This window comes from Mycolicibacterium sediminis (assembly GCF_010731735.1).
Classification (GTDB): Bacteria; Actinomycetota; Actinomycetes; order Mycobacteriales; family Mycobacteriaceae; genus Mycobacterium; species Mycobacterium sediminis.
In genome coordinates this window covers 5,973,778-5,996,378 of record NZ_AP022588.1, presented here as the reverse complement: position 1 = coordinate 5,996,378, position 22,601 = coordinate 5,973,778, and the positions used below count along the sequence as shown (strand labels likewise).

General features: G+C 69.9%; 23 protein-coding genes. 11 read left to right on the top strand and 12 right to left on the bottom strand.

Annotated features, from left to right (window positions below; genetic code table 11):
- Positions 1-40 precede the first annotated feature (40 nt).
- Positions 41-1,033, top strand: a complete 993-nt coding sequence (locus G6N64_RS28515; RefSeq protein WP_163801110.1) for an acetyltransferase Pat — start codon at positions 41-43, stop codon at positions 1,031-1,033.
- Complete coding sequence (locus tag G6N64_RS28510; RefSeq protein ID WP_163801109.1) at positions 1,033-1,857, top strand: shikimate 5-dehydrogenase; 825 nt, start codon at positions 1,033-1,035, stop codon at positions 1,855-1,857. The genes G6N64_RS28515 and G6N64_RS28510 overlap by 1 nt, the downstream gene beginning before the upstream one ends.
- Before the next feature lie 5 nt (positions 1,858-1,862).
- On the opposite strand, the gene G6N64_RS28505 is transcribed toward G6N64_RS28510, so the two are convergent.
- Positions 1,863-2,249 (bottom strand): hypothetical protein, encoded by a 387-nt coding sequence (locus G6N64_RS28505; protein ID WP_163801108.1) that lies wholly within the window; start codon positions 2,247-2,249, stop codon positions 1,863-1,865.
- Positions 2,246-2,950 carry an envelope biogenesis lipoprotein LpqN gene (gene lpqN / locus G6N64_RS28500; RefSeq protein ID WP_163801107.1) on the bottom strand — a complete coding sequence of 235 codons (705 nt, stop codon included), beginning with the start codon at positions 2,948-2,950 and terminating at the stop codon, positions 2,246-2,248. The genes G6N64_RS28505 and lpqN overlap by 4 nt, the downstream gene beginning before the upstream one ends.
- Positions 2,951-3,084: 134 nt before the next feature.
- Here lpqN and G6N64_RS28495 point away from each other — a divergent pair, with 134 nt between their 5' ends.
- Genes G6N64_RS28495 through G6N64_RS28485 form a run of 3 tightly spaced genes read left to right on the top strand, consistent with a single transcriptional unit; the run spans position 3,085 to position 4,968 of the window.
- A complete protein-coding gene (locus G6N64_RS28495; protein ID WP_163801106.1) occupies positions 3,085-3,765 on the top strand; it encodes a DUF5642 family protein in 681 nt (226 codons plus the stop codon).
- 10 nt (positions 3,766-3,775) lie between these two features.
- Positions 3,776-4,435: a DUF5642 family protein gene (locus G6N64_RS28490; RefSeq protein WP_163801105.1), complete on the top strand. Its 660-nt coding sequence runs from the start codon at positions 3,776-3,778 to the stop codon at positions 4,433-4,435.
- 8 nt (positions 4,436-4,443) lie between these two features.
- Positions 4,444-4,968, top strand: coding sequence for a hypothetical protein (locus G6N64_RS28485; RefSeq protein ID WP_197748309.1), 525 nt, complete (start codon positions 4,444-4,446; stop codon positions 4,966-4,968).
- Here the strand turns inward: G6N64_RS28485 and G6N64_RS28480 are convergent.
- Together G6N64_RS28480 and soxR are read right to left on the bottom strand one after the other, a co-directional pair.
- On the bottom strand, positions 4,965-5,570 hold the full coding sequence (locus G6N64_RS28480; protein ID WP_163801104.1) for an alpha-ketoglutarate-dependent dioxygenase AlkB: 606 nt from the start codon (positions 5,568-5,570) through the stop codon (positions 4,965-4,967). The two genes, G6N64_RS28485 and G6N64_RS28480, sit on opposite strands and share 4 nt — an antisense overlap.
- A 31-nt stretch (positions 5,571-5,601) precedes the next feature.
- On the bottom strand, positions 5,602-6,033 hold the full coding sequence (gene soxR, locus G6N64_RS28475) for a redox-sensitive transcriptional activator SoxR (RefSeq protein WP_163801103.1): 432 nt from the start codon (positions 6,031-6,033) through the stop codon (positions 5,602-5,604).
- Positions 6,034-6,105: 72 nt separating this feature from the next.
- Here soxR and arcA point away from each other — a divergent pair, with 72 nt between their 5' ends.
- Entirely contained in the window at positions 6,106-7,311 is a 1,206-nt protein-coding gene (gene arcA, locus G6N64_RS28470; RefSeq protein ID WP_163801102.1) for an arginine deiminase, read from the top strand.
- Position 7,312: 1 nt separating this feature from the next.
- Here the strand turns inward: arcA and G6N64_RS28465 are convergent, their stop codons facing one another.
- Both G6N64_RS28465 and G6N64_RS28460 read right to left on the bottom strand, forming a co-directional pair.
- A complete protein-coding gene (locus tag G6N64_RS28465; protein ID WP_163801101.1) occupies positions 7,313-8,149 on the bottom strand; it encodes a type IV toxin-antitoxin system AbiEi family antitoxin in 837 nt (278 codons plus the stop codon).
- A 280-nt stretch (positions 8,150-8,429) separates the two neighbouring features.
- Positions 8,430-9,974, bottom strand: coding sequence for a dolichyl-phosphate-mannose--protein mannosyltransferase (locus G6N64_RS28460; RefSeq protein ID WP_163801100.1), 1,545 nt, complete (start codon positions 9,972-9,974; stop codon positions 8,430-8,432).
- Positions 9,975-9,998: 24 nt separating this feature from the next.
- Between G6N64_RS28460 and rsmI the strand changes: the two genes are divergently transcribed.
- A complete protein-coding gene (gene rsmI, locus G6N64_RS28455; protein WP_163801099.1) occupies positions 9,999-10,835 on the top strand; it encodes a 16S rRNA (cytidine(1402)-2'-O)-methyltransferase in 837 nt (278 codons plus the stop codon).
- Here rsmI and G6N64_RS28450 read toward each other — a convergent pair.
- The 4 genes from G6N64_RS28450 to metG form a co-directional block, all read right to left on the bottom strand.
- Entirely contained in the window at positions 10,791-12,059 is a 1,269-nt protein-coding gene (locus G6N64_RS28450; protein WP_163801098.1) for an aminodeoxychorismate synthase component I, read from the bottom strand. The genes rsmI and G6N64_RS28450 overlap by 45 nt on opposite strands.
- Positions 12,060-12,071: 12 nt before the next feature.
- The gene (locus tag G6N64_RS28445; RefSeq protein WP_163801097.1) at positions 12,072-12,962 is read right to left on the bottom strand and encodes an RNA polymerase sigma-70 factor; all 891 of its coding nucleotides are present in this window, start codon (positions 12,960-12,962) and stop codon (positions 12,072-12,074) included.
- The gene (locus G6N64_RS28440; RefSeq protein WP_163801096.1) at positions 12,959-14,125 is read right to left on the bottom strand and encodes an NAD(P)/FAD-dependent oxidoreductase; all 1,167 of its coding nucleotides are present in this window, start codon (positions 14,123-14,125) and stop codon (positions 12,959-12,961) included. Before G6N64_RS28440 ends, G6N64_RS28445 begins: the two co-directional genes overlap by 4 nt.
- Before the next feature lie 115 nt (positions 14,126-14,240).
- Complete coding sequence (gene metG / locus G6N64_RS28435) at positions 14,241-15,836, bottom strand: methionine--tRNA ligase (protein WP_163801095.1); 1,596 nt, start codon at positions 15,834-15,836, stop codon at positions 14,241-14,243.
- Between the two features lie 25 nt (positions 15,837-15,861).
- Here metG and G6N64_RS28430 point away from each other — a divergent pair, with 25 nt between their 5' ends.
- From G6N64_RS28430 to rsmA, 3 genes are all read left to right on the top strand, one after another.
- Complete coding sequence (locus G6N64_RS28430) at positions 15,862-16,731, top strand: TatD family hydrolase (protein ID WP_163801094.1); 870 nt, start codon at positions 15,862-15,864, stop codon at positions 16,729-16,731.
- A 102-nt stretch (positions 16,732-16,833) separates the two neighbouring features.
- The gene (locus tag G6N64_RS28425; protein ID WP_163801093.1) at positions 16,834-17,961 is read left to right on the top strand and encodes a resuscitation-promoting factor; all 1,128 of its coding nucleotides are present in this window, start codon (positions 16,834-16,836) and stop codon (positions 17,959-17,961) included.
- Positions 17,958-18,905 (top strand): 16S rRNA (adenine(1518)-N(6)/adenine(1519)-N(6))-dimethyltransferase RsmA, encoded by a 948-nt coding sequence (gene rsmA, locus G6N64_RS28420; RefSeq protein ID WP_163802187.1) that lies wholly within the window; start codon positions 17,958-17,960, stop codon positions 18,903-18,905. The genes G6N64_RS28425 and rsmA overlap by 4 nt, the downstream gene beginning before the upstream one ends.
- Before the next feature lies 1 nt (position 18,906).
- On the opposite strand, the gene G6N64_RS28415 is transcribed toward rsmA, so the two are convergent.
- Positions 18,907-20,415 carry an amino acid permease gene (locus G6N64_RS28415; RefSeq protein ID WP_163801092.1) on the bottom strand — a complete coding sequence of 503 codons (1,509 nt, stop codon included), beginning with the start codon at positions 20,413-20,415 and terminating at the stop codon, positions 18,907-18,909.
- A gap of 57 nt (positions 20,416-20,472) precedes the next feature.
- The gene (locus tag G6N64_RS28410) at positions 20,473-21,300 is read right to left on the bottom strand and encodes a serine/threonine-protein kinase (protein ID WP_163801091.1); all 828 of its coding nucleotides are present in this window, start codon (positions 21,298-21,300) and stop codon (positions 20,473-20,475) included.
- Positions 21,301-21,381: 81 nt separating this feature from the next.
- Here G6N64_RS28410 and G6N64_RS28405 point away from each other — a divergent pair, with 81 nt between their 5' ends.
- A complete protein-coding gene (locus tag G6N64_RS28405; protein WP_163801090.1) occupies positions 21,382-22,341 on the top strand; it encodes a 4-(cytidine 5'-diphospho)-2-C-methyl-D-erythritol kinase in 960 nt (319 codons plus the stop codon).
- Positions 22,342-22,601: the final 260 nt, after the last annotated feature.

Below are 22,601 nucleotides of genomic sequence, written 5' to 3'. Positions count from 1 at the left end.
GTCCTTGCCCGTCGCGCCGTACCCGCCGTAGCCTCGGGGCGTGGCGGGATCAGGAATCGTCGGCGCCGCCGAATTGGCTGCACTGGGGTTCTTCGCCGGATGCCCGACCGCGACGCTCGAGGCCCTTGCCGCGCAACTGCGGCCGCTGACGGCCGATCCCGGCGAGGTGCTGATGCGCCAGGGCGAGCAGGCGGTGTCGTTCCTGCTCGTCTCCGGCGGCCGGGTCACGATCTCGCACACCGGTGACGACGGCGACGCCACGGTCACCATCGGACCCGGTGCGATCGTCGGCGAGATTGCCCTCCTGCGGGATTCGCCGCGCAACGCCACCGTGGTCGCCGCCGAGCCGCTCACCGGATGGGTGGGCGGCCGGGATGCCTTTGCGACCATGCTCGAAGCGCCGTGCATGCTGGACGAGTTGGTCCGCACCGCGCGTCAGCGACTCGCGAGCTACGTCGCGCCGATCCCGGTGGGGCTGCGCGACGGGTCGGAGCTGTGTCTGCGGCCGGTGCTGCCCGGCGACAACGAGCGCACCGCGCGTGGCCCCGTGCAGTTCTCGAGCGAGACGTTCTACCGGCGCTTCCAGACCACCAGGGCGCCCACGCCGTCGTTGATGCGCTACCTCTTCGAGGTCGACTACGTCGACCACTTCGTCTGGGTGATGACCGACGGCGCCGACGGACCCGTCGTGGCCGATGCGCGCTTCGTCCGCGAGGAGGATCCGCACGTCGCCGAGGTGGCGTTCCTCGTCGGCGACGACTATCAGCGGCGCGGGATCGGCAGCTTCCTCATGGATGCCCTGGCTGTCGCCGCACACGTCGACGGCGTGAAGCGGTTCAGTGCGCGGGTGCTGTCCGACAATTACGCCATGCGCGCCATTCTCAACCGTCACGGTGCACGGTGGCATCGCGACGACCTGGGAGTGGTGACTACCGTGGTCGACGTGCCCACCTTGCGAGACACCTCCCTGACTCCCACGCAGTATCGCGAGATCCGTTCGCTGGCAAAGCAAGTGATGCGGGCGGTCGGCTGATGCCGTCCCAACCACCCCTAAACAAGGACACTCGGCTCTGCATCTCGCTGGCGGCCAGGCCCAGCAACATCGGTACGAGGTTCCACAACCACCTGTACGACGTGCTCGGCCTCGACTTCGTCTATAAGGCGTTCACCACCACCGACATCGCCGCGGCGATCGGCGGTGTGCGCGCACTGGGGATCCGCGGGTGCTCGGTGTCGATGCCGTTCAAGGAGGACGTCATCGCGCTGGTCGACGAGGTCGAGGAGTCCGCTCGGGTGATCAATTCGGTCAACACCATCGTCAACGACGACGGCCGGCTGATCGCCTCCAACACCGACTATCTCGCCATTCGGCGACTGATCTCCGAGCACCGTCTGGATCCGGGTGACGCGGTGGTGATCCGCGGCAGCGGCGGGATGGCCAGCGCGGTGGGCGCGGCGTTCCGCGACAGCGGTTTCGCCGCCGGGACGATCGTCGCGCGCAACGCCGAGACCGGGGCAGCCCTGGCCGACCGGTTGGGCTACGCCTTCGCGACCGACCTCGGCGACCGCACGGCCGATGTCATCGTGAACGTGACGCCGATCGGGATGGCGGGCGGCAGCGAGGAGACCGATCTTGCGTTCGACGACTCGACCATCGGCGCTGCAAAGACCGTGTTCGACGTCGTCGCGCTGCCGTCGGAGACGCCGCTGATCGTCGCGGCCCGCGCAGTCGGGATCGGCGTCATCACCGGCGCGGAGGTCATCGCCCTGCAGGCCGCCGAACAGTTCGAGCGCTACACCGGCGTACGGCCGACCGACGAGCAGGTCGCCGAGGCCTCCGCACTCTCGCGAGCCTGATCAGCTCAGGTCTGCCACCACTTCTTCCCCTCGTACTTTGCGCGGTTCGCGGCGTAATCCTCGGGGTGATTCTTCTTTTGATGCGCGCGCATCGGCCAGAACAGCAGCCACAGCACCGGGTAGACCGTCACGTAGAACAGCACGTGCACCACCCCGCCCGCCAGCACGGCGAACACGAAGGCCGGATACACCAGGATCAGGCAGAACTGCAGGAACTGCTTGATCACCACCGGGTGGCCGTCGGCCATCGACCAGACGTACCGGGGACTCATGGTGTGCAGGTACTTCCGAAACGTCGACTTCTCGGGCTCGACGTCCAGCCCCAGTTCCCCGTGCGTCGAGTTCCCCGCGGGCAGTGGAGGTTCCGGTACCGGTGGCTGCCCCGTGGTCATGGCGTGATGACGGTCTTCTCGTCGATCTCGCTGGTCGCGTCCATCAGCGGGCCCATCTGAGCCTCGAGGCCGTCGGCGTTGAGCTGCAGGACGTAGACGTCCGGGCCGCTGGGGATCACGACGGTCTTCTGGGCGACCATCCGCTTCACACCCTCGCGGACCCAGGTGCCACCGATCTGGAACGCCTCGAAGGAGCCCAGCGTGCTGGGGCTGCCGTCGCTGCCCTCGAACTCGGGCAGGGCCTTCAGCTCGCCGGGCGCGTATTGGATGATCTTGCTCGGATCCACGTTGCCCGTCAGCTTGGACATGATGGCGATGATGGTCGGCGGGTCCTCGGCGGCTGCGGGATCACCGGTGAAGATGATTCCGCCCCAGGCGAATTCGGGCGCCCTGGCCCCGAGGTCCTCCCAGCCGGCGGGGATCGGCAGGTCGATCGTGGGCGTGCCGGGATCGCCGCGCTTGACCGGTGTCTCGGTGATGCCTGCCGTCTTGACGTACTCGGCAAGGGTCATCCCCGGAACGCCGGGCGCCGCCACCGGCGCTTCCGACGTGGTCTCGGCTTCGCTGCTCGCAGAGCTGCTGCTCGATGACGACGAGGACGACGTCGCCTCCGTCTTGGAGTCCGACCCGCAACCGGTGAGGGCGAGGGCCAGGGCGACGACGGCGAGGGCGGTTCCGCCGGCCTTCGTGGGGATGTTCAAGGGGGTCTCCTGTCGTCTGAAAGCAGGATGAGCCTACGGTCAGCAAACCGGATGCGCAGGCAATCTGGCATCCAAGGTCAGATTGCCGGGTTTCGCGACGCCGGATGCCGCCGCGGCTGTGATAGCAAGGCCGTATGCGCGTGTTCGCGGCCTGCCTGGCGGTGCTGACGTGCGTGGCGTGCGGCGAGCCGGGGCCGCCCTCCGCACCGCCCGCGTCGCCGGAGGTGGCCGCCCCCGTCGTGGCGGCGGTCGATCCCGCCAGGGTCGTGCAGTCTCGCAGCGAAGTCCCCGCCGGCTTCGAATTCGCCGACGTCGCAGGACGAGTGGCGCCCGTGGCGCAGTGGGGGCTCGGGCCTGCGTGGACGGCCAACCCGCCGACGTGTGCGGCGCTGGGCAACCCCGCGGTGGACGAGGCGACCGTGCGCGGGTGGTCGGCATCGGGACCGGGTGCCATCGTCTACGCGGTCGCGGCGGCCGTGTCGGCCGGGCTGGACACCGGTGTGCTCGGCGACTGCGAGCGCTTCGCGGTGGCGGCCGGACACACCACCGGTGCGGTGTCGATCGTCGACGGGCCTCCCATCGCGGACGTGCCGACGGTGGGGTTGCGGGCCGAGACGGTCACCGTGGTGGAGGGCGGTACCGAAACGCGTTCGCACGCCGAGACGTTCGCGGCGTACCCGGCCGGGCACGTCGTATACGTGACCGTGGTGAGCGACCCGGGGTCGGGTGACTCCGTGCTCGGCCCCGGCTTCGCCGCGCGACTCCTGGCGGGCACCACCTCCGCGGTGCGTGGCGTGCCGGTCGCCGGCGGGTAGATTGGCCGCGATGTCGAGGATCCTGCTCGCCCTGCTCTGCGCCGCGGCGGTGACGTCGTGCTCCGGCGGAGGGGGTGCCGACGCCTCGCAGGCCGACATCGGCGCCGTTCGCGACGTGAAGTCCACCTTCGGACCCGAGTTCACCGTCAAGACCGTCGACCCCACCGGCATCGATCCGCGCCTGCTCGCACCGCAGACGTTGCCCGCGGGCGTGCGGTTCGACCCACCCGGCTGCACGGACCTCGCCAAGGGACTGGAACTGCCGCCGGGTTTGCAGGGCAACATGTCCGCCGTCACCGCCGAGGGGGCGGGCAACCGGTTCATCACGATCGCCGTCGAGACGTCGGAGTCCGTGCCGTTCCCCGAGCCCGGACCGGACTGCCAGAAGGTCGCGTACGCGGGTCCGGGCGCCCGGGGTCTGGTCGAGGTGACGGAGTCGCCGGACATCGAGGGTGCCCGCACGCTGGGCACCCATCGGGTGGTCCAGACGATGGTGGGCGGCAAGCCGGCGACCGGCGAGCTCTACAACTACGTCGCGAGTGTCGGCCGAACGCTGGTGATCGTCACGGCCAACCCGCTGGTCGTGCCCGACAAGCCCGTCGTACCCGTCGACGTCCAGCGCGCCCGCGATCTGCTCGTCTCGGCAGTCAACGACGTGCGCGCGCCGTAGCGCCCGTCATGGCCGATCCCACCGACGCGGACGTCGCCTTCGCGGCCGACGTCCTCCGGAACTTGCTGCACCGCATTGAGGCGGCCAATGCCAACGCGGCGACCGGCTCACCGACGGGCCGGTATGCGTTCCTGGTGTCGCATGCGTGGACCGACGGTGCCGTCCTGCACGTCGTCTACGCAGCACCGCCGTCGGATCGCAACTGGGGACTGGCCCGCGACACCCGACGGTCACTGATCGACCCGTCCGCGTGGAACGCCGCCGACGACCCGGCGCTGTACTACTACCTGCTCGATCTCGAGGAGAACTGGCCCGGCGGCGCCGTCGGGGTGCCCGGTGAGGATCCGGATCTCGTTCGGTGGTCGGGCGATCCGCTGACAACCCTGCCCGGTCGTCTCTCGGCGATCCCCGAGGCCCACCGATACGTCGCGCCGCCCGTGGACCCGTCCTGGATCGACCGCACTCCGCCGGTAATCACCCAGCCTCGCTTGTACGCCGATCCGAACGGACCGCTGCCACCGCGGCCGTCCTAGCGCACGTCGCGGGGGCGGAATTGGATGCTGATCCGCGGGCCCGTCGGCTTGCTGGTCTTCGGCACCGAGTGCTCCCACGTCCGCTGGCAGGAACCGCCCATCACGATGAGATCGCCGTGGCCCTGCGGCAGGCGCAGCGACCGGCCACCGGTGCGTGGCCGCAACGCGAGGGTCCGGGTGGCGCCGAGGCTCACGATGGCGACCATCGTGTCCTCGGTCCTGCTGCGTCCGATGTCGTCGCCGTGCCACGCCACGCTGTCCGAGCCGTCGCGATACAGACACAGTCCGGCGGTGGTGAAAGGCTCGCCGAGTTCGCGCGCGTAGATGTCGTTGAGCCGGACCCGCATCTTCGCGATCGCGGGATGCGGGGCCGATCCGGCGACGAGGTCGTGGAAGCTGACCAGGCGGGGCACGTCGAGCACGCGGTCGTACATCTGCCTGCGCTCCGCGCGCCAGGGGATCGTCGTCGCGAGGTCGTCGAACAGTTCGTCGTCGTCGCTCAGCCATCCGGCGCGGACGTCGATCCACGCGCCGTCGCCCAGCACCCGGCGCTCGTCGCAGTCGAACAGTCCCACCTGGACCGACAGCCCGCTTTCAGCCACGGTCCGATCGTATCGCACAGACGTTCGACGGTCACAGATTGGCGGCGCCCGGACCGCGTTCGGCGAGGACGTCGCCCGGGTTGGCCAGCGCGCACGCCTTGAGGCTCAGGCAGCCGCAGCCGATGCAGCCGGACAGGTTGTCCCGCAAGCGTTGCAGGTGCAGGATTCGCTCGTCGAGGTCGGCGCGCCACCCGGCCGAGAGGCGGGCCCAGTCCTTGCTGGTGGGCACGCGGTCGGTCGGCAGGGTGGCGAGCGCCTCGCGGATGCGGGAGAGCGGGATGCCGAGGCGCTGGGACATCCTGATGAACGCGACGCGGCGAATGGTCTCGCGCGCGTAGCGGCGTTGGTTGCCCGTGGTCCGCCGACACGTGATGAGGCCCTCGCGCTCGTAGAAGTGCAGCGCGGACACGGCCACGCCGCTGCGCAGTGACATCTCGCCAGGAGTGAGATCGAGCGTCTCCATGACCTGAACCATAGTTGAGGTGCCGCTCTCGAAAGAAGGATGAACCGGCCGACTCGCAGTACGGTGCTACTCATGACGGACACGGTGCTGGGAGCGAACTCTGAGGTCGGCACGCTGCGGGTCGTCATCCTGCACCGGCCCGGCGCCGAACTGCAGCGGCTGACGCCGCGCAACAACGACCGGTTGCTGTTCGACGGGCTGCCGTGGGTCGCGAAGGCGCAGCAGGAGCACGACGCGTTCGCGGGCATCCTCCGCTCGCGTGGCGTCGAGGTCCTGCTGGTGTCCGACCTGTTGACCGAGGCGCTCGCCAGCGGTGCGGCGCGCATGCACGGCATCTCGGCGGCGGTCGACTCGCGCCGACTCGGCTTGCCTCTGGCGCAAGAACTCTCGACCTACCTGCGTACACTCGACGCCGCAGCGCTGGCCCACGTGCTGATGGCCGGGATGACGTTCGACGAGTTGCCGTTCGGGGAGAACGAGCTATCGCTGGTGAGGCGGATGCACCACGGCGGCGACTTCGTGATCGAGCCGCTGCCGAACCTGCTGTTCGCACGCGACTCGTCCTTCTGGATCGGGCCGCGCGTGGCGATCACGTCGCTGGCCATGCCGGCCCGCATCCGCGAGACGTCGCTGACCGACCTCATCTACGCCCACCACCCGCGGTTCCTCGGCGTGCGGCGGGCCTACGAGTCGCGGTCGGCGCCGGTCGAGGGTGGCGACGTGCTGCTGCTAGGGCCCGGCGTGGTGGCCGTCGGCGTGGGCGAGCGCACCACGCCCGCCGGTGCGGAGGCGTTGGCGCGCAGCCTGTTCGACGACGGTCTCGCGCACACGGTACTGGCCGTGCCGATCGCGCAGGAGCGGGCGCAGATGCATCTCGACACCGTCCTGACGATGGTCGACAAGGACGCGGTCGTGATGTACCCCAACATCAAGGACTCGCTGTCGGCGTTCACGATTCGCAGCACGGGCGGCGGCGTGAAGATCGACCGCGCCGTCCCGTTCGTCGACGCGGCGGCCGACGCGATGGGCATCGGCAAGCTGCGTGTGATCGACACCGGGCTCGACCCCGTCACCGCGGAGCGCGAGCAGTGGGACGACGGCAACAACACCCTCGCGGTGGCCCCCGGCGTCGTCGTCGCCTACGAGCGGAACACCGAGACCAACGCGCGCCTCGTCGATTCCGGCATCGAGGTCCTGCCGATCGCCGCGTCCGAACTGGGGACCGGCCGCGGCGGCCCGCGCTGCATGTCCTGCCCCGCGGCGCGCGACTCGCTGTAGGTCACCGCGACCGGCTCCTGATGGCTGCGCGTACCCGGAACAACACGTCGCGTGAAGAGTCGAAGGGCATCGCCTGCACCTCCATCCAGCCGAGACGCTGCACGGTGTAGTGGTGCAAGGCCTCGCGCGTCGCACGGGCTGGGTCGTTCCCGCCGTCGTGCGCGCCGCGATGACTCACCCCCACCTTCCAGCGATCCCAGCCCATTCCGAGTGCGGCGCCTCCAATGCCGTCGCCGAGGACGATGCCGACCCTGGGCCTCGGCAGCCCGGCGTTCACGAGTCGCACGCGCAGCCGACTCTCCTCCGGGCACCGGCTCTTGCCGTCCGCAAGCCACAGGGCGGCCCGCGCACGCGGCAGACCACGCGCTCGCGGGTACCGCTTCATCAGGGCGTAGGCGTCCTCGACGTCGAGATCGGCGACCGCGAGCAGCGCATCCAGGAGCGGCACCGACTCGTCGGTCTCCAGGTGGCGAGCCACGTCGAGCGCCGTCCTCGCCGCTGACGTGACCGGGGTGCCGGCGATCAAGCGGACTTCGTCGTCCCCGATGCGTTCGTTGCGCACGACCACGCCGGGACGGCTTCGCGCGTGCGCCGAGATGAGCTCCACCGGCTGGCACGTCATGGCCTTCGCCGCTCCGTACATACCCGCGGCCGCCCTGCCGGCGACGACGCTACGACGGCCAGTCCACAGCCAGGCCGCTCGAGCCCGATCGAGGTCCACGACGACTCGGTCCCTCGGGAAGTAGACGTTGGGGTACAGCGCGATGTAGTTCCACCGCAGTTGGCCGCGTGTGAGGTGTCCGCCGTCGATCGCCTCCGTCCCGATGATCGGTCTCATGCCCCCGACGATGGTCTGCCCGTCCGACGGATGCGTCGGCCCAATACGGCTTGGCTCGCCCGGCTGTGGATGAGCGGCGCACTGTGGACGGGAGGGCGCCGCACACGAGCGGCGGATCGAGAATGGGGCTCGATTCGGTGCTAACGGGATATGCGCGTCAGGGTCGTACTTTTGACCCTTTGCGGCAATACCGCGACCGTGGAGTGCAGATCCCGATAGGACGACGTCGAGCCACCATCGGCGCTCGCGGACGTCCTCGCGGCGCGCTCGACACCAGCCACTACCGCCAGGACGGCAACCAGATCTGCATGTGCCACGTCGACTGCGAGATGGGCAGTCCGGTGAGGATCGGATACAGCCACGCGAAGTTGGTGATGACGAGCGCGACGTAGAAGCACACCGCGAGCAGGCCGAGCATTCGTCGCTCGGCGTTCTGCCGTGGCGCGTACAGGACGTCGCCCAGGATCAAGGCGATCGCCATCACCATGAACGGCGCCATGGGCGCGGCGTAGAAGAAGTACATCTGCCGGTCGATGTCGGCGAACCACGGCAGGTAACCCGCGAAGTACCCGACCAGCACGACGCCGTAGCGCCAGTCCCGCTTGACCACCGCCCGCCACAGCGACCACGCCAGCACCGGCACGGCGATGAACCACATCGCGGGAGTGCCGACGAGCATCACCGCCTTGACGCACGACTGGGCGCCGCACCCCGCGACGTCCTGCTGATCGATCGCGTACAGCACCGGCCGCAGCGACATCGGCCACGTCCACGGCTTCGACTCCCACGGGTGGTGGTTGCCTGCCGCGTTGGTCAGCTGGGAGTGGAACGTATAGACCGAGTACATGTAGTGCCACAGCGATCGCAGGGCGTCGGGCATCACTCCGTCGAGCCCGATCGTCCGCCCCTCCTCGTGCCGGTAGACGCCGGTCTCGGACGCGAACCACGGGCCGTACGACGCCAGGTACACGCCCACGGGGATCAGGCCCATCGCGTACACCGTCGGGCCGAAGTCCCGCCGCAGCGTGCCCACCCACGGCCGCGGAACCCGGTAGTGGCGCCGCGCGGCGACGTCGAACGCCAGCGTCAGCAGCGTGAAGAAGAGGATGAAGTAGAGGCCCGACCACTTGGTCGCGAACGCCAGGCCGAGCAGCACGCCCGCACCGAAACGCCACCACCGCACCCCGAGTCGCGGGCCCCACCGCGTCTCGTCGATGCGTCCCTCGAGCAGCGCGACGTGCATGCGCTCGCGCATCTGGTCGCGGTCGACGATCAGCGCGCCGAACGCCGCCACGACGAAGACGACCAAGAAGACGTCGAGCAAGGCGGTCCGGGCGGTCACGAAGCTGACCCCGTCGGCGATGATCAGCAGCCCGGCGATGCCGCCGATGAGCGTCGACCGCGTGATGCGTCGGACGATCCGCGCCACCAGCACCACGATGACCACGCCGCACACCGCGCCGCCGAACCGCCAGCCCAGCCCGTTGTAGCCGAAGATCCCCTCGCCGATGGCCATGAGGAACTTGCCCATCGGCGGGTGCACCACCAGGCCGTAGCCGGGGTTGTCCTCGACGCCGTGGTTGCCGAGCATCTGGAACGCCTGCGGCGCGTAGTGCTTCTCGTCGAAGATCGGCGTGCCCGCGTCGGTGGGGGACCGCAGGTTCAGGAACCGCGTGATCGCGGCCAGGGCGGTGATGACGGCCGTCATCGCCCAGCCCTGCAACCGGTCGAGCGGGCCGAAGTCCGCCACCGGCTCCAACGGCGCCGGACTGATCACCGGCACGCCGCGCTGGACCGCGGCGGAGTCGATGGTCGGAGCGCTCACGACAGCGATCGTAGGCTGTGCGGTGTGACGGAAGGCCGCCTGCTGCTCGCAGCCACGCCATTGGGCCAGGTCGGCGACGCGTCGGCGCGCCTCGTCGAGGCGCTGGGGACGGCCGACGTGGTCGCCGCCGAGGACACCCGACGGGTCAGGACGCTGGCGCAGTCACTCGACGTGCGGCCCACGGGCCGGGTGGTCAGCTTCTTCGACCAGAACGAGTCGTCGCGCGTGCCGTGGCTCGTCGAGGAGATCACCGGCGGTGCGACGGTGCTGGTGGTGAGCGACGCGGGCATGCCGCTGATCAGCGACCCGGGCTACCGGCTGGTGGTGGCGTGCGCGGACGCCGGCCTGACGGTGAGCTGCCTGCCCGGACCGTCGGCGGTGACGACGGCGCTGGCGGTGGCCGGGCTGCCGTCGGACCGCTTCTGCTTCGAGGGCTTCGCGCCGCGCAAGCAGGCCGCCCGCGTCACCTGGCTCAAGTCGCTCTCGGGCGAGGAGCGCACCTGCGTGTTCTTCGAGTCGCCGCGGCGGCTGGCGGAGTGTCTGCGCGACGCCGTCGAGGTCCTCGGCGGCGACCGCAGGGCCGTTGTCTGCCGAGAGTTGACCAAGACCCACGAGGAGGTCCGTCGCGGCAGCCTGCTCGACCTCGCGGACTGGGCGGACGACGGCGTCCTGGGCGAGATCACCGTGGTGCTGGCCGGCGCGGTGCCGCGGGCCGACCTCGACACGCTGGTCGCGATGGTCGCGGCGCGGGTCGACGACGGGATGCGGGTCAAGGACGCCTGCGCGGAGGTCGTCGCCACGAACCCGGGCGCCCCGTCACGGCGCGAGCTGTACGACGCCGTCCTGCGCGCCCGCGAGTAGCGCGTCGACGAGGTCGGTGCCCACGACGGCCGACGCCTTGTGCAGGCACTCCTTCCACTCCAGGTCGGGGTCGGAGTCGGCGGTGATGCCGCCGCCCACGCCCAGCACGGCCGAGCCGTCGGCGCCGAACTCCACCGTCCGGATCGCGACGTTGAGTTCGCACCCGGCGACCGGGGATGCGAACCCGACCGTGCCGCAGTAACTTCCGCGACGTGCGGGCTCCCACCGCGCCAGCAGCTCGCGGGCCCGCGACTTCGGCGTGCCGGTGACCGACGCCGGTGGGAACGTCGCGTCCAGGATCTCCGCCATGGGGACGTCGGCGTCGACGCGGGCCGCGACCGTCGAGACCAGGTGCCACACGCCGGGGGCGCGCCGGACCGCGAGCAGCTCGGGCACCGTCACCGAACCGGTGATCGCGACACGGCCGAGATCGTTGCGGACCAGGTCGACGATCATGACGTTTTCGGCGACGTCCTTCGCAGAGGAGCGCAACGCCGCGGGCGGTCGATCCAGCGGCAGCGTCCCCTTGATCGGGCTGGACGTGACGTCCTCGCCGCGCCGGGACAGGAACAGTTCCGGGGACAGGGACGCGACGGCGCCCCAGTCGCCCGACACGAACGCCGCGCGGGCGGGCGCGGTCCGGGCCACGGCGTCGGCGAACACGTCGACGGGTGCTCCCGTCAACGTGCCGGTGAAGCGGGTGCAGACGCACGCCTGGTAGACCTCGCCTGCGCCGATCGCCTCCAGGCACGCCAGCACGCCGCGGCGGTGCACGGCGCGGTCGGGCGCCCGCCAGTCGACGTGGTGGCGGCCGGCCTCGACGGGCCGGGAGAGCGCGTCGGCGATCCACCCGGGAAGTGCTGCGTCGGTGAGGGATTCGTACCACCAGCGGCCGTCCCGGTCCTGCCGGAGCACGCAGTCGGTCCACCCGCCCGCGGCCTCGGGGATGCGCGGCGCCGCACCGTCGGAGCCGGGGTCCGGATACGACAGGTAGCCGATCCAGCCGCCGCCGACCACGTCGACGCCCGAGCCGGCCGGCACGTCGAAGACGGCGTCCGCCGGCACCGGTCGCACCGCCACACTCGGCACGAGCACCGCTCGCGAGCCGAACCACTCGCCGGTCAGCGCGGCGGGCGGGGGCAGGTGCAGCCGCGCCGTCGCTGCGGTGAGGGCGCGCAGCACCGCGGCGGCGCTCCCGACATCCGCCAGCGGCTCGACGTACACCGGCTCAGCTTGTCAGACCCGCCCGATCGCCCGCGACACCGTCACGCCGGCCAGCTTGTCGGGATTGCGCATCGCGTAGAAGTTGGCGATCCGCCCGTCGACGATGTCCACCGAGACGACGCCCTCCAGCTTGTCGCCGAGGTAGAGCACCAGTGCCGGTGCGCCGTTGTAGAAGGCCGGCTCGGCACGCCCCTCGGTTCCGCCGAGGCGGATGAGCCCCACGACCAGGCGCGCGACACTGTCGGCCCCGGACACCGGTCGGCGTGCGGCACTGGCCTTTCCGTCGCTGTCGGCGGTCCAGACGACGTCGGGCGCGAGCATGCTCATCAGGCCGTGGACGTCACCCGTCGCGGCCGTGGCGAAGAACTGGGTCGTCAGTTCGAGCGAGGTCTTCGGGTCGACCGGCTCGTACCGCCTGCGCCTGGCGTGCACGTGTTCCCGTGCGCGGTGGGCGATCTGACGCACCGCGGTCGTCGACTTGCCGATGGCGGAGGCGATCTCGTCGTGGTCGAAGCCGAACACCTCGCGCAGCACGAAGACGGCACGCTCGTCGGGACCCAGCGTCTCGAGCACCACCATCATCGCCATCGACACCGACTCGGCGAGTACGACGTCCGACGACGCGTCCGTGGCGTCGACCAAGACCGGTTCGGGCAGCCACGGTCCGACGTACTCCTCCCGACGGCGGGACTGGGCACGCAGCGCGTTGAGGGCCTGCCGGGTGACGAGCTTCGCCAGGTACGACTTGGTGTCCTGCACGGTCGACAGGTCCACCTCGGCCCACCGCAGGTACCCGTCCTGCAGTACGTCGTCGGCTTCGGTTGCGGCGCCCAGGATCTCGTAGGCGATCGTGAACAGCAGCGGTCGCAGCCGCGTGAACCGCTCGGCGTGTTCGTCGTTCATAGGACGCCGGCCTCCGCCAGACGCCGGGCCCGCTTGCCGCCCTTGAGCCAGAAGTAGGAGCCGGGCGTGCGGGCCTCCTTGGCGAGGAACGACACCGTACCCTTGCAGACGGCCTCCTTGATGGTCGCGGCCACCCGTCCACCGACGTACAGCGGCAACACCCGGTCGTCGAGGTGCGCGAGTTGGATGGTGGCGGCGCCGCGGCCGAGGCTGATGCACTGCCCGGTGAACGCCTGGTCGATCGCGGCGGGCTCGGTGCCCGCGATCCGGCTCAGGACGGTGTTGGCCGCCTGGGCGCCGAGCGGGATCGCGGCCTGGCAGCTCATCCGCAGCGGCGAATCCGACGGCGCGGCGGCGTCGCCCGCGGCCACGATGAACGGGTCGTCGAGGCTGGTCAGGGTCTCGTCGGTGAGCAGTCGCCCGATCTCGTCGGTCGCGAGGCCGCTGCGGCGGGCGAGGTCGGGCACCCCGAACCCCGCGGTCCAGATGGTCACGGCACTGGGCAGGTCACGCCCGTCGGCGAGGCGCACGGAGTCCGCACGCACCTCGGTGACCTTGGCCCCTGGCCCGTCGACGACCGTGACGTCGAGCGCGCGCATCACCTTGGCGACCGACCTGCGGCCCCGCTCGTGCAGGTACGGGCCGAGCACGCCGCCGCACACCAGGGTCACCGCGTGGCCCTGCTCGGCGAGTTCGGTGGCCATCTCGATTCCGGTGGGCCCCGCGCCGACGACGGTCACCGGCTCGCCCTTCCGCGTTCCGGCGATCGCGTCGCGCAGTGGCGCGCCGTGTTCGAGTTCCGAGATGGGGTGGGCGAACTCGGCGGCGCCCGGCACGGTCAGCGCGGCACCCGTGCTGCCGACCGCGTAGATCAGGTAGTCGTACCCGACGGTGCCGCCGGACGTCAGCATGACGGTGCGCGCCGCGGCGTCGACGAACTCGGCGCCGTCGACGAGGAGACGGACGTCGGCCGACAGCACGTGGGAGTAGTCCACGACCGCGTCGTCGGACCCGGTGACGAACTGGTGCAACCGGATCCGCTCGACGAACTCGGGCCTCGGGTTGACGAGCGTGACCGCGACGTCCGGGTTGAGCCGCAGGTGGTTGGCGGCGATGACGCCTGCGTATCCGCCACCGATGACGACGACGTTGGTCTGGGACATGACTACTCCTCCTGGTCGATCCGCCTCCTCGTCGGATGGGGGTGAGGAGTCGGGCTGACCTCGAGACACCGGTGGTCCTCGGAGTGTGACACCACGGCGCCGAATGTGGGGCAGGTCACTCCGGGAGGACGTAGCGGGGGAACACTCCCTGCGGCGCGGGCAGCTCGGTGCCGGGGGTCAGGCGCGTCGCCGCGGCTGCGAACGTGCGGGCGTCGCCGTCCTGGCCTAGCAGGTCGAGGAGCTTGCCCGCCGACGTGGGCATCACCGGCTGCACCAGCAGCGCGGCGATCCGGACGGTCTCCAGCGTCGTGTAGAGCACCGCGCCGAAGCGCTGCTGGTCGGCCGGTTCGGACGACTTGCGCAGCACCCACGGCTCCTGGGCGGAGAAGTAGCGGTTGGCCGCGCCGAGCACCGACCAGATCGCCTCGAGCGCCAGGTGCAGCGCCTGATCGTCGTAGTGGCCGCGCACCCGCTCGAGCAGTGCGTCGGCCGCATCGAGCAGTTCGATGTCGGCGGCGACCAGCTCTCCCGGGTCGGGCACGCGCGAGTCGAGGTTCTTGGCGACCATCGACAGCGACCGCTGCGCCAGGTTCCCCAGCTCGTTGGCGAGGTCGGTGTTGATCCGGCTGATGATGCCGTCCTCGCTGTAGCTGCCGTCCTGACCGAACGGCACCTCGCGCAGCAGGAAGAAGCGCACCTGGTCGAGCCCGAACGCGTCGACGAGGTCGACGGGGTCGACGACGTTGCCCACCGACTTGCTCATCTTCTCGCCGCGGTTGAACAGGAAGCCGTGCGCGAACACCCGGCGCGGCAGCTCGAGCCCCGCCGACATGAGGAAGGCGGGCCAGTAGACGGTGTGGAACCGGATGATGTCCTTGCCGATCATGTGCAGGTCGGCCGGCCAGTAGCGCCGGTAGGACTCCGACTCGGTGTCCGGGAAGCCCACGCCGGTCAGGTAATTGGTGAGTGCGTCGACCCAGACGTACATGACGTGGTCGGGGTGGTCGGGCACCTGGACGCCCCAGTCGAACGTCGTCCGCGAGATCGACAGGTCGCGCAGTCCGCCGGAGACGAAGCTGACGATCTCGTTGCGCCGCACGTCGGGACCGATGAACTCGGGGTGCGCCTCGTAGTGGGCGAGCAGCCGCTCGGTATACGCCGACAGCCGGAAGAAGTAGGTCTGCTCCTCGGTCCACGTGACGGGCGTGCCGGTCTCGGTGGCGATGCGCGAGCCGTCCGCGGCCGCCTCGGTCTCGTCCTCGGTGAAGAAGCGTTCGTCGCGCACCGAGTACCAGCCCGAGTACGAGTCGAGGTAGATGTCGCCGGCGTCGCTCATCCGGTTCCAGATCGCGACCGATGCCTCCACGTGGTCGGCGTCGGTGGTCCGGATGAAGCGGTCGAACGTGACGCCGAGGCCCTCCTGGAGCCGCTGGAAGACGTCGGAGTTCCGCCGCGCCAGGTCGGCAGTCGGGATGCCCTCGGCGGCCGCAGTCTGCGCCATCTTCAGGCCGTGCTCGTCGGTGCCGGTGAGGAACCTCACGTCGAACCCGTCGAGCCGCTTGAAGCGGGCGATCGCATCGGTCGCGATGTACTCGTACGCATGGCCGACGTGCGGTACGCCGTTCGGGTAGGCGATGGCCGTCGTCACGTAGAAGGGCCTGCCGGCGCCGTGGGGGCCGTCGGCCGCAGGGGAGGGATCGGGGGTGTTCATCGCGCTTCACCTTATTGTCTAGGTCGTGTCCGGGACATCCGATAACCAGGCGGCTCCGCCGTCGCGGGACCGGCGACCGGCCCCTCCGCCACCCGAGCCGCTCGCCCCGCTGGTCGACGCGCACACCCATCTCGACGCCTGCGGGGCACGCGACGCCGGCGACGTGCACGCGATCCTCGACCGCGCGGCCGCGGTCGGTGTCGAGGCCGTCGTGACCATCGCCGACGACCTCGAGTCGGCGCGCTGGGCCGTCACCGCAGCCGAGTGGGACGACCGGGTCTACGCCGCCGTCGCGCTGCATCCGACCCGGGCGAACGCACTCGACGAGGAGGCTCGCGCGGAGATCGAGCGGCTGGCGGTCCACCCGCGCGTCGTCGCGATCGGCGAGACCGGCATGGACATGTTCTGGCCGGGTCGCCTCGAGGGCTGCGCCGAACCCGCCGAGCAGCGCGAGGGATTCGCCTGGCACGTCGACCTGGCCAAGCGCACCGGCAAGCCGCTGATGATCCACAACCGGGACGCCGACGCCGAGGTGCTCGACGTGCTGCGTGCCGAGGGCGCCCCCGAGACCGTGATCTTCCACTGCTTCTCGTCGGGACCCGAGATGGCGCGCACCTGCGTGGACGCCGGGTGGTTCCTCAGCCTGTCGGGCACCGTGAGCTTCAAGAACGCGTCGGCGCTGCGGGAATCGGCCCGGCTGATCCCCGTCGACCAGCTGCTGGTCGAGACCGACGCCCCCTTCCTGACGCCGCATCCGTACCGCGGCGCGCCCAACGAGCCGTACTGTTTGCCGTACACGGTTCGGGCCCTGGCCGACGTCGTGGGGCGACCCGCCGAGGAGCTGGCCCGTCGAACGCACGCCAATGCGGCCTCGATCTACGGCTTCGACGGGTGATGCGAGTTGCCCCCACCTGGGCTTTTCGTTACCGTTCTGTGATGAATCCGCCAGACGAACATCCTTTCGTTTGCTGGCTATGACACCTCGGGGACAACAGCTGTGAATGCACTGCGCGAACTGCACGACACCCGCTCGCCGATGTTGCGGATCTGCGTCGGCCTGCTCCTGGTCGGACTCGTCTTCGCCGGCGGCTCCGCCGTGGCGGCCCACAAGACCGTCAACCTGACCGTGGACGGTTCGACGATGACGGTGTCGACCATGAAGACCCACGTCCTCGACGTCGTGGAGGAGAACGGCTTCGAGGTCGGCGACCGCGACGACCTGTTCCCGGCCGCCGACGCCGCCGTCGAGCAGTCAGAGACCATCGTGCTGCGCCGCAGTCGGCCCCTGCAGATCTCCCTCGACGGCCGTGACAGCCGCGAGGTGTGGACCACGGCCTCGACCGTGCAGGAGGCGCTCAGTCAGCTGTCCATGACCGACACCGCGCCCGCAGCCGCCTCGCGTGGCAGTCGGGTGCCGCTCGCGGGCATGTCCCTGCCGGTGGTGAGCCCGCGCACGGTCCAGCTCGACGACGGCGGAGCCGTCCGGACGGTGCGAGTGCCCGCCGCGAACGTCGCAGGCGTCCTCGAGGCGGCCGGTGTGCCGCTGCAGCAGAGCGACACCGTCGTCCCGCCCGCGTCCGCGCCGGTCGTGGAGAACATGCGCATCGAGGTGACCCGCGTGAGGGTCGAGAAGGTCACCGAGCGGATGCCGTTGCAGCCCGCCAACCACGTGATACAGGACGTCGACCTGAACATGAGCCGGCAGATCGTGGAGGATCCCGGCACCCCCGGAACCCAGGACGTGACGTTCGCCGTCGCCCGCGTGAACGGCGCGGAGACCGGCAGATTGCCAGTAGCCAATGTCGTCCTCGTGCCGGCCCGCGACGGCGTGACGCGCGTGGGCGCGAAGCCCGGCACGGAGGTCCCGCCGGTGGCCATGGGCGCCACCTGGGATGCGCTGTCGAGCTGCGAAGCGGGTGGTAACTGGGCCATCAACACGGGTAACGGTTTCTACGGCGGAGTGCAATTCGACCAGAACACGTGGGAGCGCAACGGTGGTCTGCGGTATGCTCAGCGCGCCGATCTCGCGACTAGGGAAGAGCAGATCGCGATTGCTGAGGTAACCCGGGCGCGCCAAGGGTGGGGTGCCTGGCCGACTTGTAGTGGAAGGTTGGGAGTCCGCTGACCATCAGGCTCCTCGGTCGCACCGAGATACGACATTTGGCAAAGGAACTCGACTTCCGGCCACGGAAGGCGTTCGGGCAGAACTTCGTCCACGACGCGAACACCGTGCGTCGCATCGCGTCCGCCTCCGGTGTCAACCGCCACGACCACGTGCTCGAGATCGGACCCGGTCTCGGATCACTGACGCTCGCGCTGCTCGACCGTGGCGCGCGGGTCACCGCGGTGGAGATCGACCCGGTCCTGGCCGACCAGCTGCCCAGGACCATCGCCGAGCACTCGCACAGCGAGATCAGCCGGCTGAACGTCATCACCCACGACATCCTGACCCTGACCAGGGACGGACTCCTCGACGCCCTGCGCCGCGAGGACGTCGAGCAGGAGCCGACCGCCGTCGTGGCGAACCTGCCGTACAACGTCGCCGTGCCCGCCATCCTGCGCGTGCTGGCCGAGTTCCCGACGATCCGCACCGTCATGGTCATGGTGCAGGCCGAGGTTGCCGAGCGTCTCGCCGCCGAGCCCGGTGGCAAGGACTACGGCGTGCCGAGCGCGAAGGTCCGCTTCTACGGGAACGTGCGCCGGTACGGCATGGTGTCGCCGACGGTGTTCTGGCCGATCCCGCGCGTGTACTCCGGTCTGGTGCGCATCGACCGCTACGAGCATCCCGCGGACACCCCTCCGCCGTGGCCGACGGATCCCGAGTTCCGCGACGAGGTCTTCAAGCTCATCGACATCGCGTTCTCTCAGCGTCGCAAGACCTCGCGGAACGCGTTCGCGGAGTGGGCGGGCTCGGGCAACGAGTCCGCCGAGCGACTCCTGTCGGCGAGCATCGATCCCGCGCGTCGCGGGGAGACCCTGAGCATCGCCGACTTCGTGCGGCTGCTGCAGCGTTCGGGCTGGCAGCCACGGCCGCCGCAGCAGCAGGACGAGAGCGCGCGCACCCTCTGAGTCAGTCCTGCTTCGGGTCCCGAGGCAGGCGGTTGTCCTTCGCGATGAGTTCGGCCTGCAGCGGGGTCTCCGCGACCACCGGGTAGTTGCCCGTGTAGCCGACGCGTTCCTGGGCGACGCTGAGCACCCTGCCGCGCACGGCGTACCAGCCACCCACCAGTGCGGGGACGATGATCAGCAGCGCCACGGCGTTCCAGTAGTTCTCGATGCACATCAGCAGCGTGACGGCGCCGAGGAACACCAGCGTGGCGTAACTCGTGTAGGGCGTGCCGAACAGGCGGAACGACGGCCGCTCGAGGATGCCCTTGCGCGACCAGCGGTACATCTGGATCTGGCAGATGACGATGGTCGCCCAGGAGGCGATGATGCCCAGCGCCGACAGGTCCAGGGCGATGTTGAAGGCTTCCGCCGGGACCACCAGGTTGAGGAAGACTCCGACCACGGTGAAGCACGCCGTCAGGGCGATACCCGCCCACGGCACACCGCGTTTGGACATCTTCGAGGTGAACTTGGGCGCGCTGCCGTTCATCGACATCGACCGCAGGATGCGTCCGGTGGAGTACAGCCCGGCGTTCAGGCTCGACAGCGCCGCCGTGAGGACGACGAAGTTCATGATGTCGCCGGCCGCGGGCACGCCGATCTTCGAGAAGAACGTGACGAACGGGCTGGTTCCCTGCACGTAGGCGGTGTAGGGCAGCAGCAGGGCAAGCAGGACCAGCGAGCCCACGTAGAACACCGCGATCCGGAAGATCACCGAGTTGATGGCCTTCGGCATGACCTTGGCGGGGTTCTCGGTCTCACCGGCGGCCGTGCCGACCAATTCGACTGCGGCGTAGGCGAAGATGACGCCCGAGGTGATGACGACGAGCGCCAGTACGCCGTTGGGCAGGATGCCACCGTTGTCGGCGATCACCGACGGACCGGTGGCCGCACCCTCGACCGTGAAACGCCCGGCGAGGAAGACGATCCCGACGATCAGGAACGTGACCAGGGCGATGACCTTGATCAGTGCCGCCCAGAACTCCATCTCGCCGAACCACTTCACCGAGATCATGTTGATGCTGAGCACGATGACCAGGGCGATGAGCGCGATCGTCCACTGCGGGATGGCGTCGAACGTTCCCCAGTAGTGCATGTACAGCGCGATGGCGGTCACGTCGACGATGGATGTACAGGCCCAGTTGAAGAAGTACATCCAGCCGGCGACGTATGCCGCCTTCTCGCCGAGGAATTCACGCGCGTAGGAGACGAACGATCCCGACGACGGTCGGTGCAGCACGAGTTCGCCGAGCGCGCGCAGGATGAAGAAGACGAAGATCCCGCAGACCGCGTAGACGATGAACAGGCCGGGGCCGGCGCTGGCGAGTCGACCACCCGCACCCATGAACAACCCCGTGCCGATCGCGCCGCCGATGGCGATCATCTGCAATTGCCGTGGCTTGAGCCCCTTCTCGTAGCCTTCTTCCTCGTGCGCTAGAGCAGAATTGTCGTACTCCGTGGGTGCAGCCATTGGGGGAACGTTAGCGCCGGGTGAACGGACCGGAAACTTGGAGCGGTAAACCTTCTGTTACGCAATGTTTCTCCCTGTGAGCGCCCTGGTAGCCAGCTGGACGAATTCCGAGCACGTGGGATATCGCAGATCGGGGTCCTTGGCCATGGCCTTGGCCAAGATGGAATCAAAGGCGTGGCTGACCCACGCGACCCGGCGCGCATACCGGGGCACCGGCGCGTGAAGGTGCGCGTCGATCAGCGCCATCGCCGTGTGCGCCGTGAAAGGTGGTGCGCCGATGAGTAGTTCGACTGTGGTGCACGCCAGCGAGTACTCGTCCGATGCCGCGACAGGGGATCTGCCGTGCAGGATCTCCGGTGCGGTGTACGGCAACGAGGCCTCGATGCGGGTCGCACGCCGATCGTCGGCGGCGGTCGACGAGTGGGCCACCCCGAAGTCGACCAACACCGCGCCACCGTCGGGCTTGTCCCGGACCAGGATGTTCGACGGCTTCACGTCGCAGTGCACCACGCCCAGCCGGTGCGCGTGGTCGAGGGCGTCGGCGACGGCTGCCAGCGCCGCGAGGACGTCGGCCGTGGTAGTGAGGCCGGCCACCGTCCCCCCGCCGATCACCTCCATCGACACCCAGTCCGCGCCCCGGTCGTACATGGTGACGACGTGCGGGTGGGCCACCCGGCGTGCGAAGTCGAACTCCCGGTGCAGGCGGTCGAGATCCCCTTCGCCGTGATGGCGGTCGTCGAGCACCTTGAGTGCGACCGCACGCTGCGGTTCGGCCACTGGATGCGCGCGGTAGACGGTGGCGAAGCCGCCCTGCCCGAGTACGCCGTCGACGACGTAATCGCCGAAACGCGCCGGGTCCCCTGACGGTGTCTGGGGATGGCGCATCGGCCAAGGGTAAGTGCGCACGCCGCTTCCCACTCGGCCATGGACGCCCGCCGGCGCACGCGACGGCGATAGTGTCGTGGCGTGCCCGCCTCCGACGGAAAGACCGCAGCCGACTGGGTGCCGTCGGGGTCGGTGACGGTGCGGGTCCCGGGCAAGGTGAACCTCTACCTCGAGGTGGGTGACCTGCGCGACGACGGCTACCACGAACTGACCACCGTCTTCCATGCCGTGTCGCTGTTCGACGAGGTGACAGTGCGCAATGCCGACGTCCAGTCGCTGGAGATGACGGGCGAGGGCGCGGACGCGCTGCCCACCGACGAGCGGAACCTCGCGTGGCAGGCCGCCGACCTGCTGGCCGACCACGTCGGCCGAGCTCCCGACGTGGCGATCTCCATCGCGAAGTCCATCCCGGTGGCCGGCGGCATGGCGGGCGGCAGCGCCGACGCGGCGGGCGTCCTGGTCGCGATGAACGCGCTGTGGGAACTGGGCGTGCCGCGACGGGACCTGCACGCGTTGGCCGCTGAACTGGGTAGCGACGTGCCCTTCGGCCTGCACGGTGGCACCGCGCTGGGCACCGGTCGCGGCGAGCAACTCGCAACGGTTCTCGCGCGCAACACCTTCCACTGGGTGCTGGCGTTCTCCGACGGAGGGCTGTCGACGCCGCGGGTGTTCGGCGAGATCGACCGGATGCGCGCCGCCGACGACGGCGCGCCCCGGCTGGAGAACCCCGAACCGCTGCTCGCTGCGCTCGCCTCGGGGGAGGCGGCCCGGCTGGCCCCGCTGCTCGGGAACGACCTGCAGGCGGCCGCGGTGGGCCTCGACGGCCGGTTGCGGCGCACCCTGCAGGCGGGCCTCGACGCGGGCGCGCTCGCCGGCATCGTGTCGGGGTCGGGACCGACGTGTGCGTTCCTGTGCGCCTCGGCGTCGGCCGCCGTCGACGTGGGCGTGGAACTCGCGGGTGAGGGAGTGTGCCGCACGGTGCGAGCCGCCAGCGGTCCGGTGCACGGCGCCAGGGTGGTGCCGACCCCCACGGCGGGGTGACGCGAGGTGTGACCCACGCCTCAATTCTTCCAACGGTTTGGTAGTTACTTAAGGGTCTCTTAAGATGGTCGACGGTGACTGCTACCGGTGACGCGGCTCCCGCGACAACACCTCCCGTCGGGTCTCCCGGCGGGGGTTCCTTCAGCGCTCTGCATCGCCACGGCCCACGACTCCGGCTGATCGACACCGCCTGGACGCCGAAGCCAACACCGTTTCGCAACACAACCGCTCCCAAATCGTGCACGCGTGCCTCCTTCGAG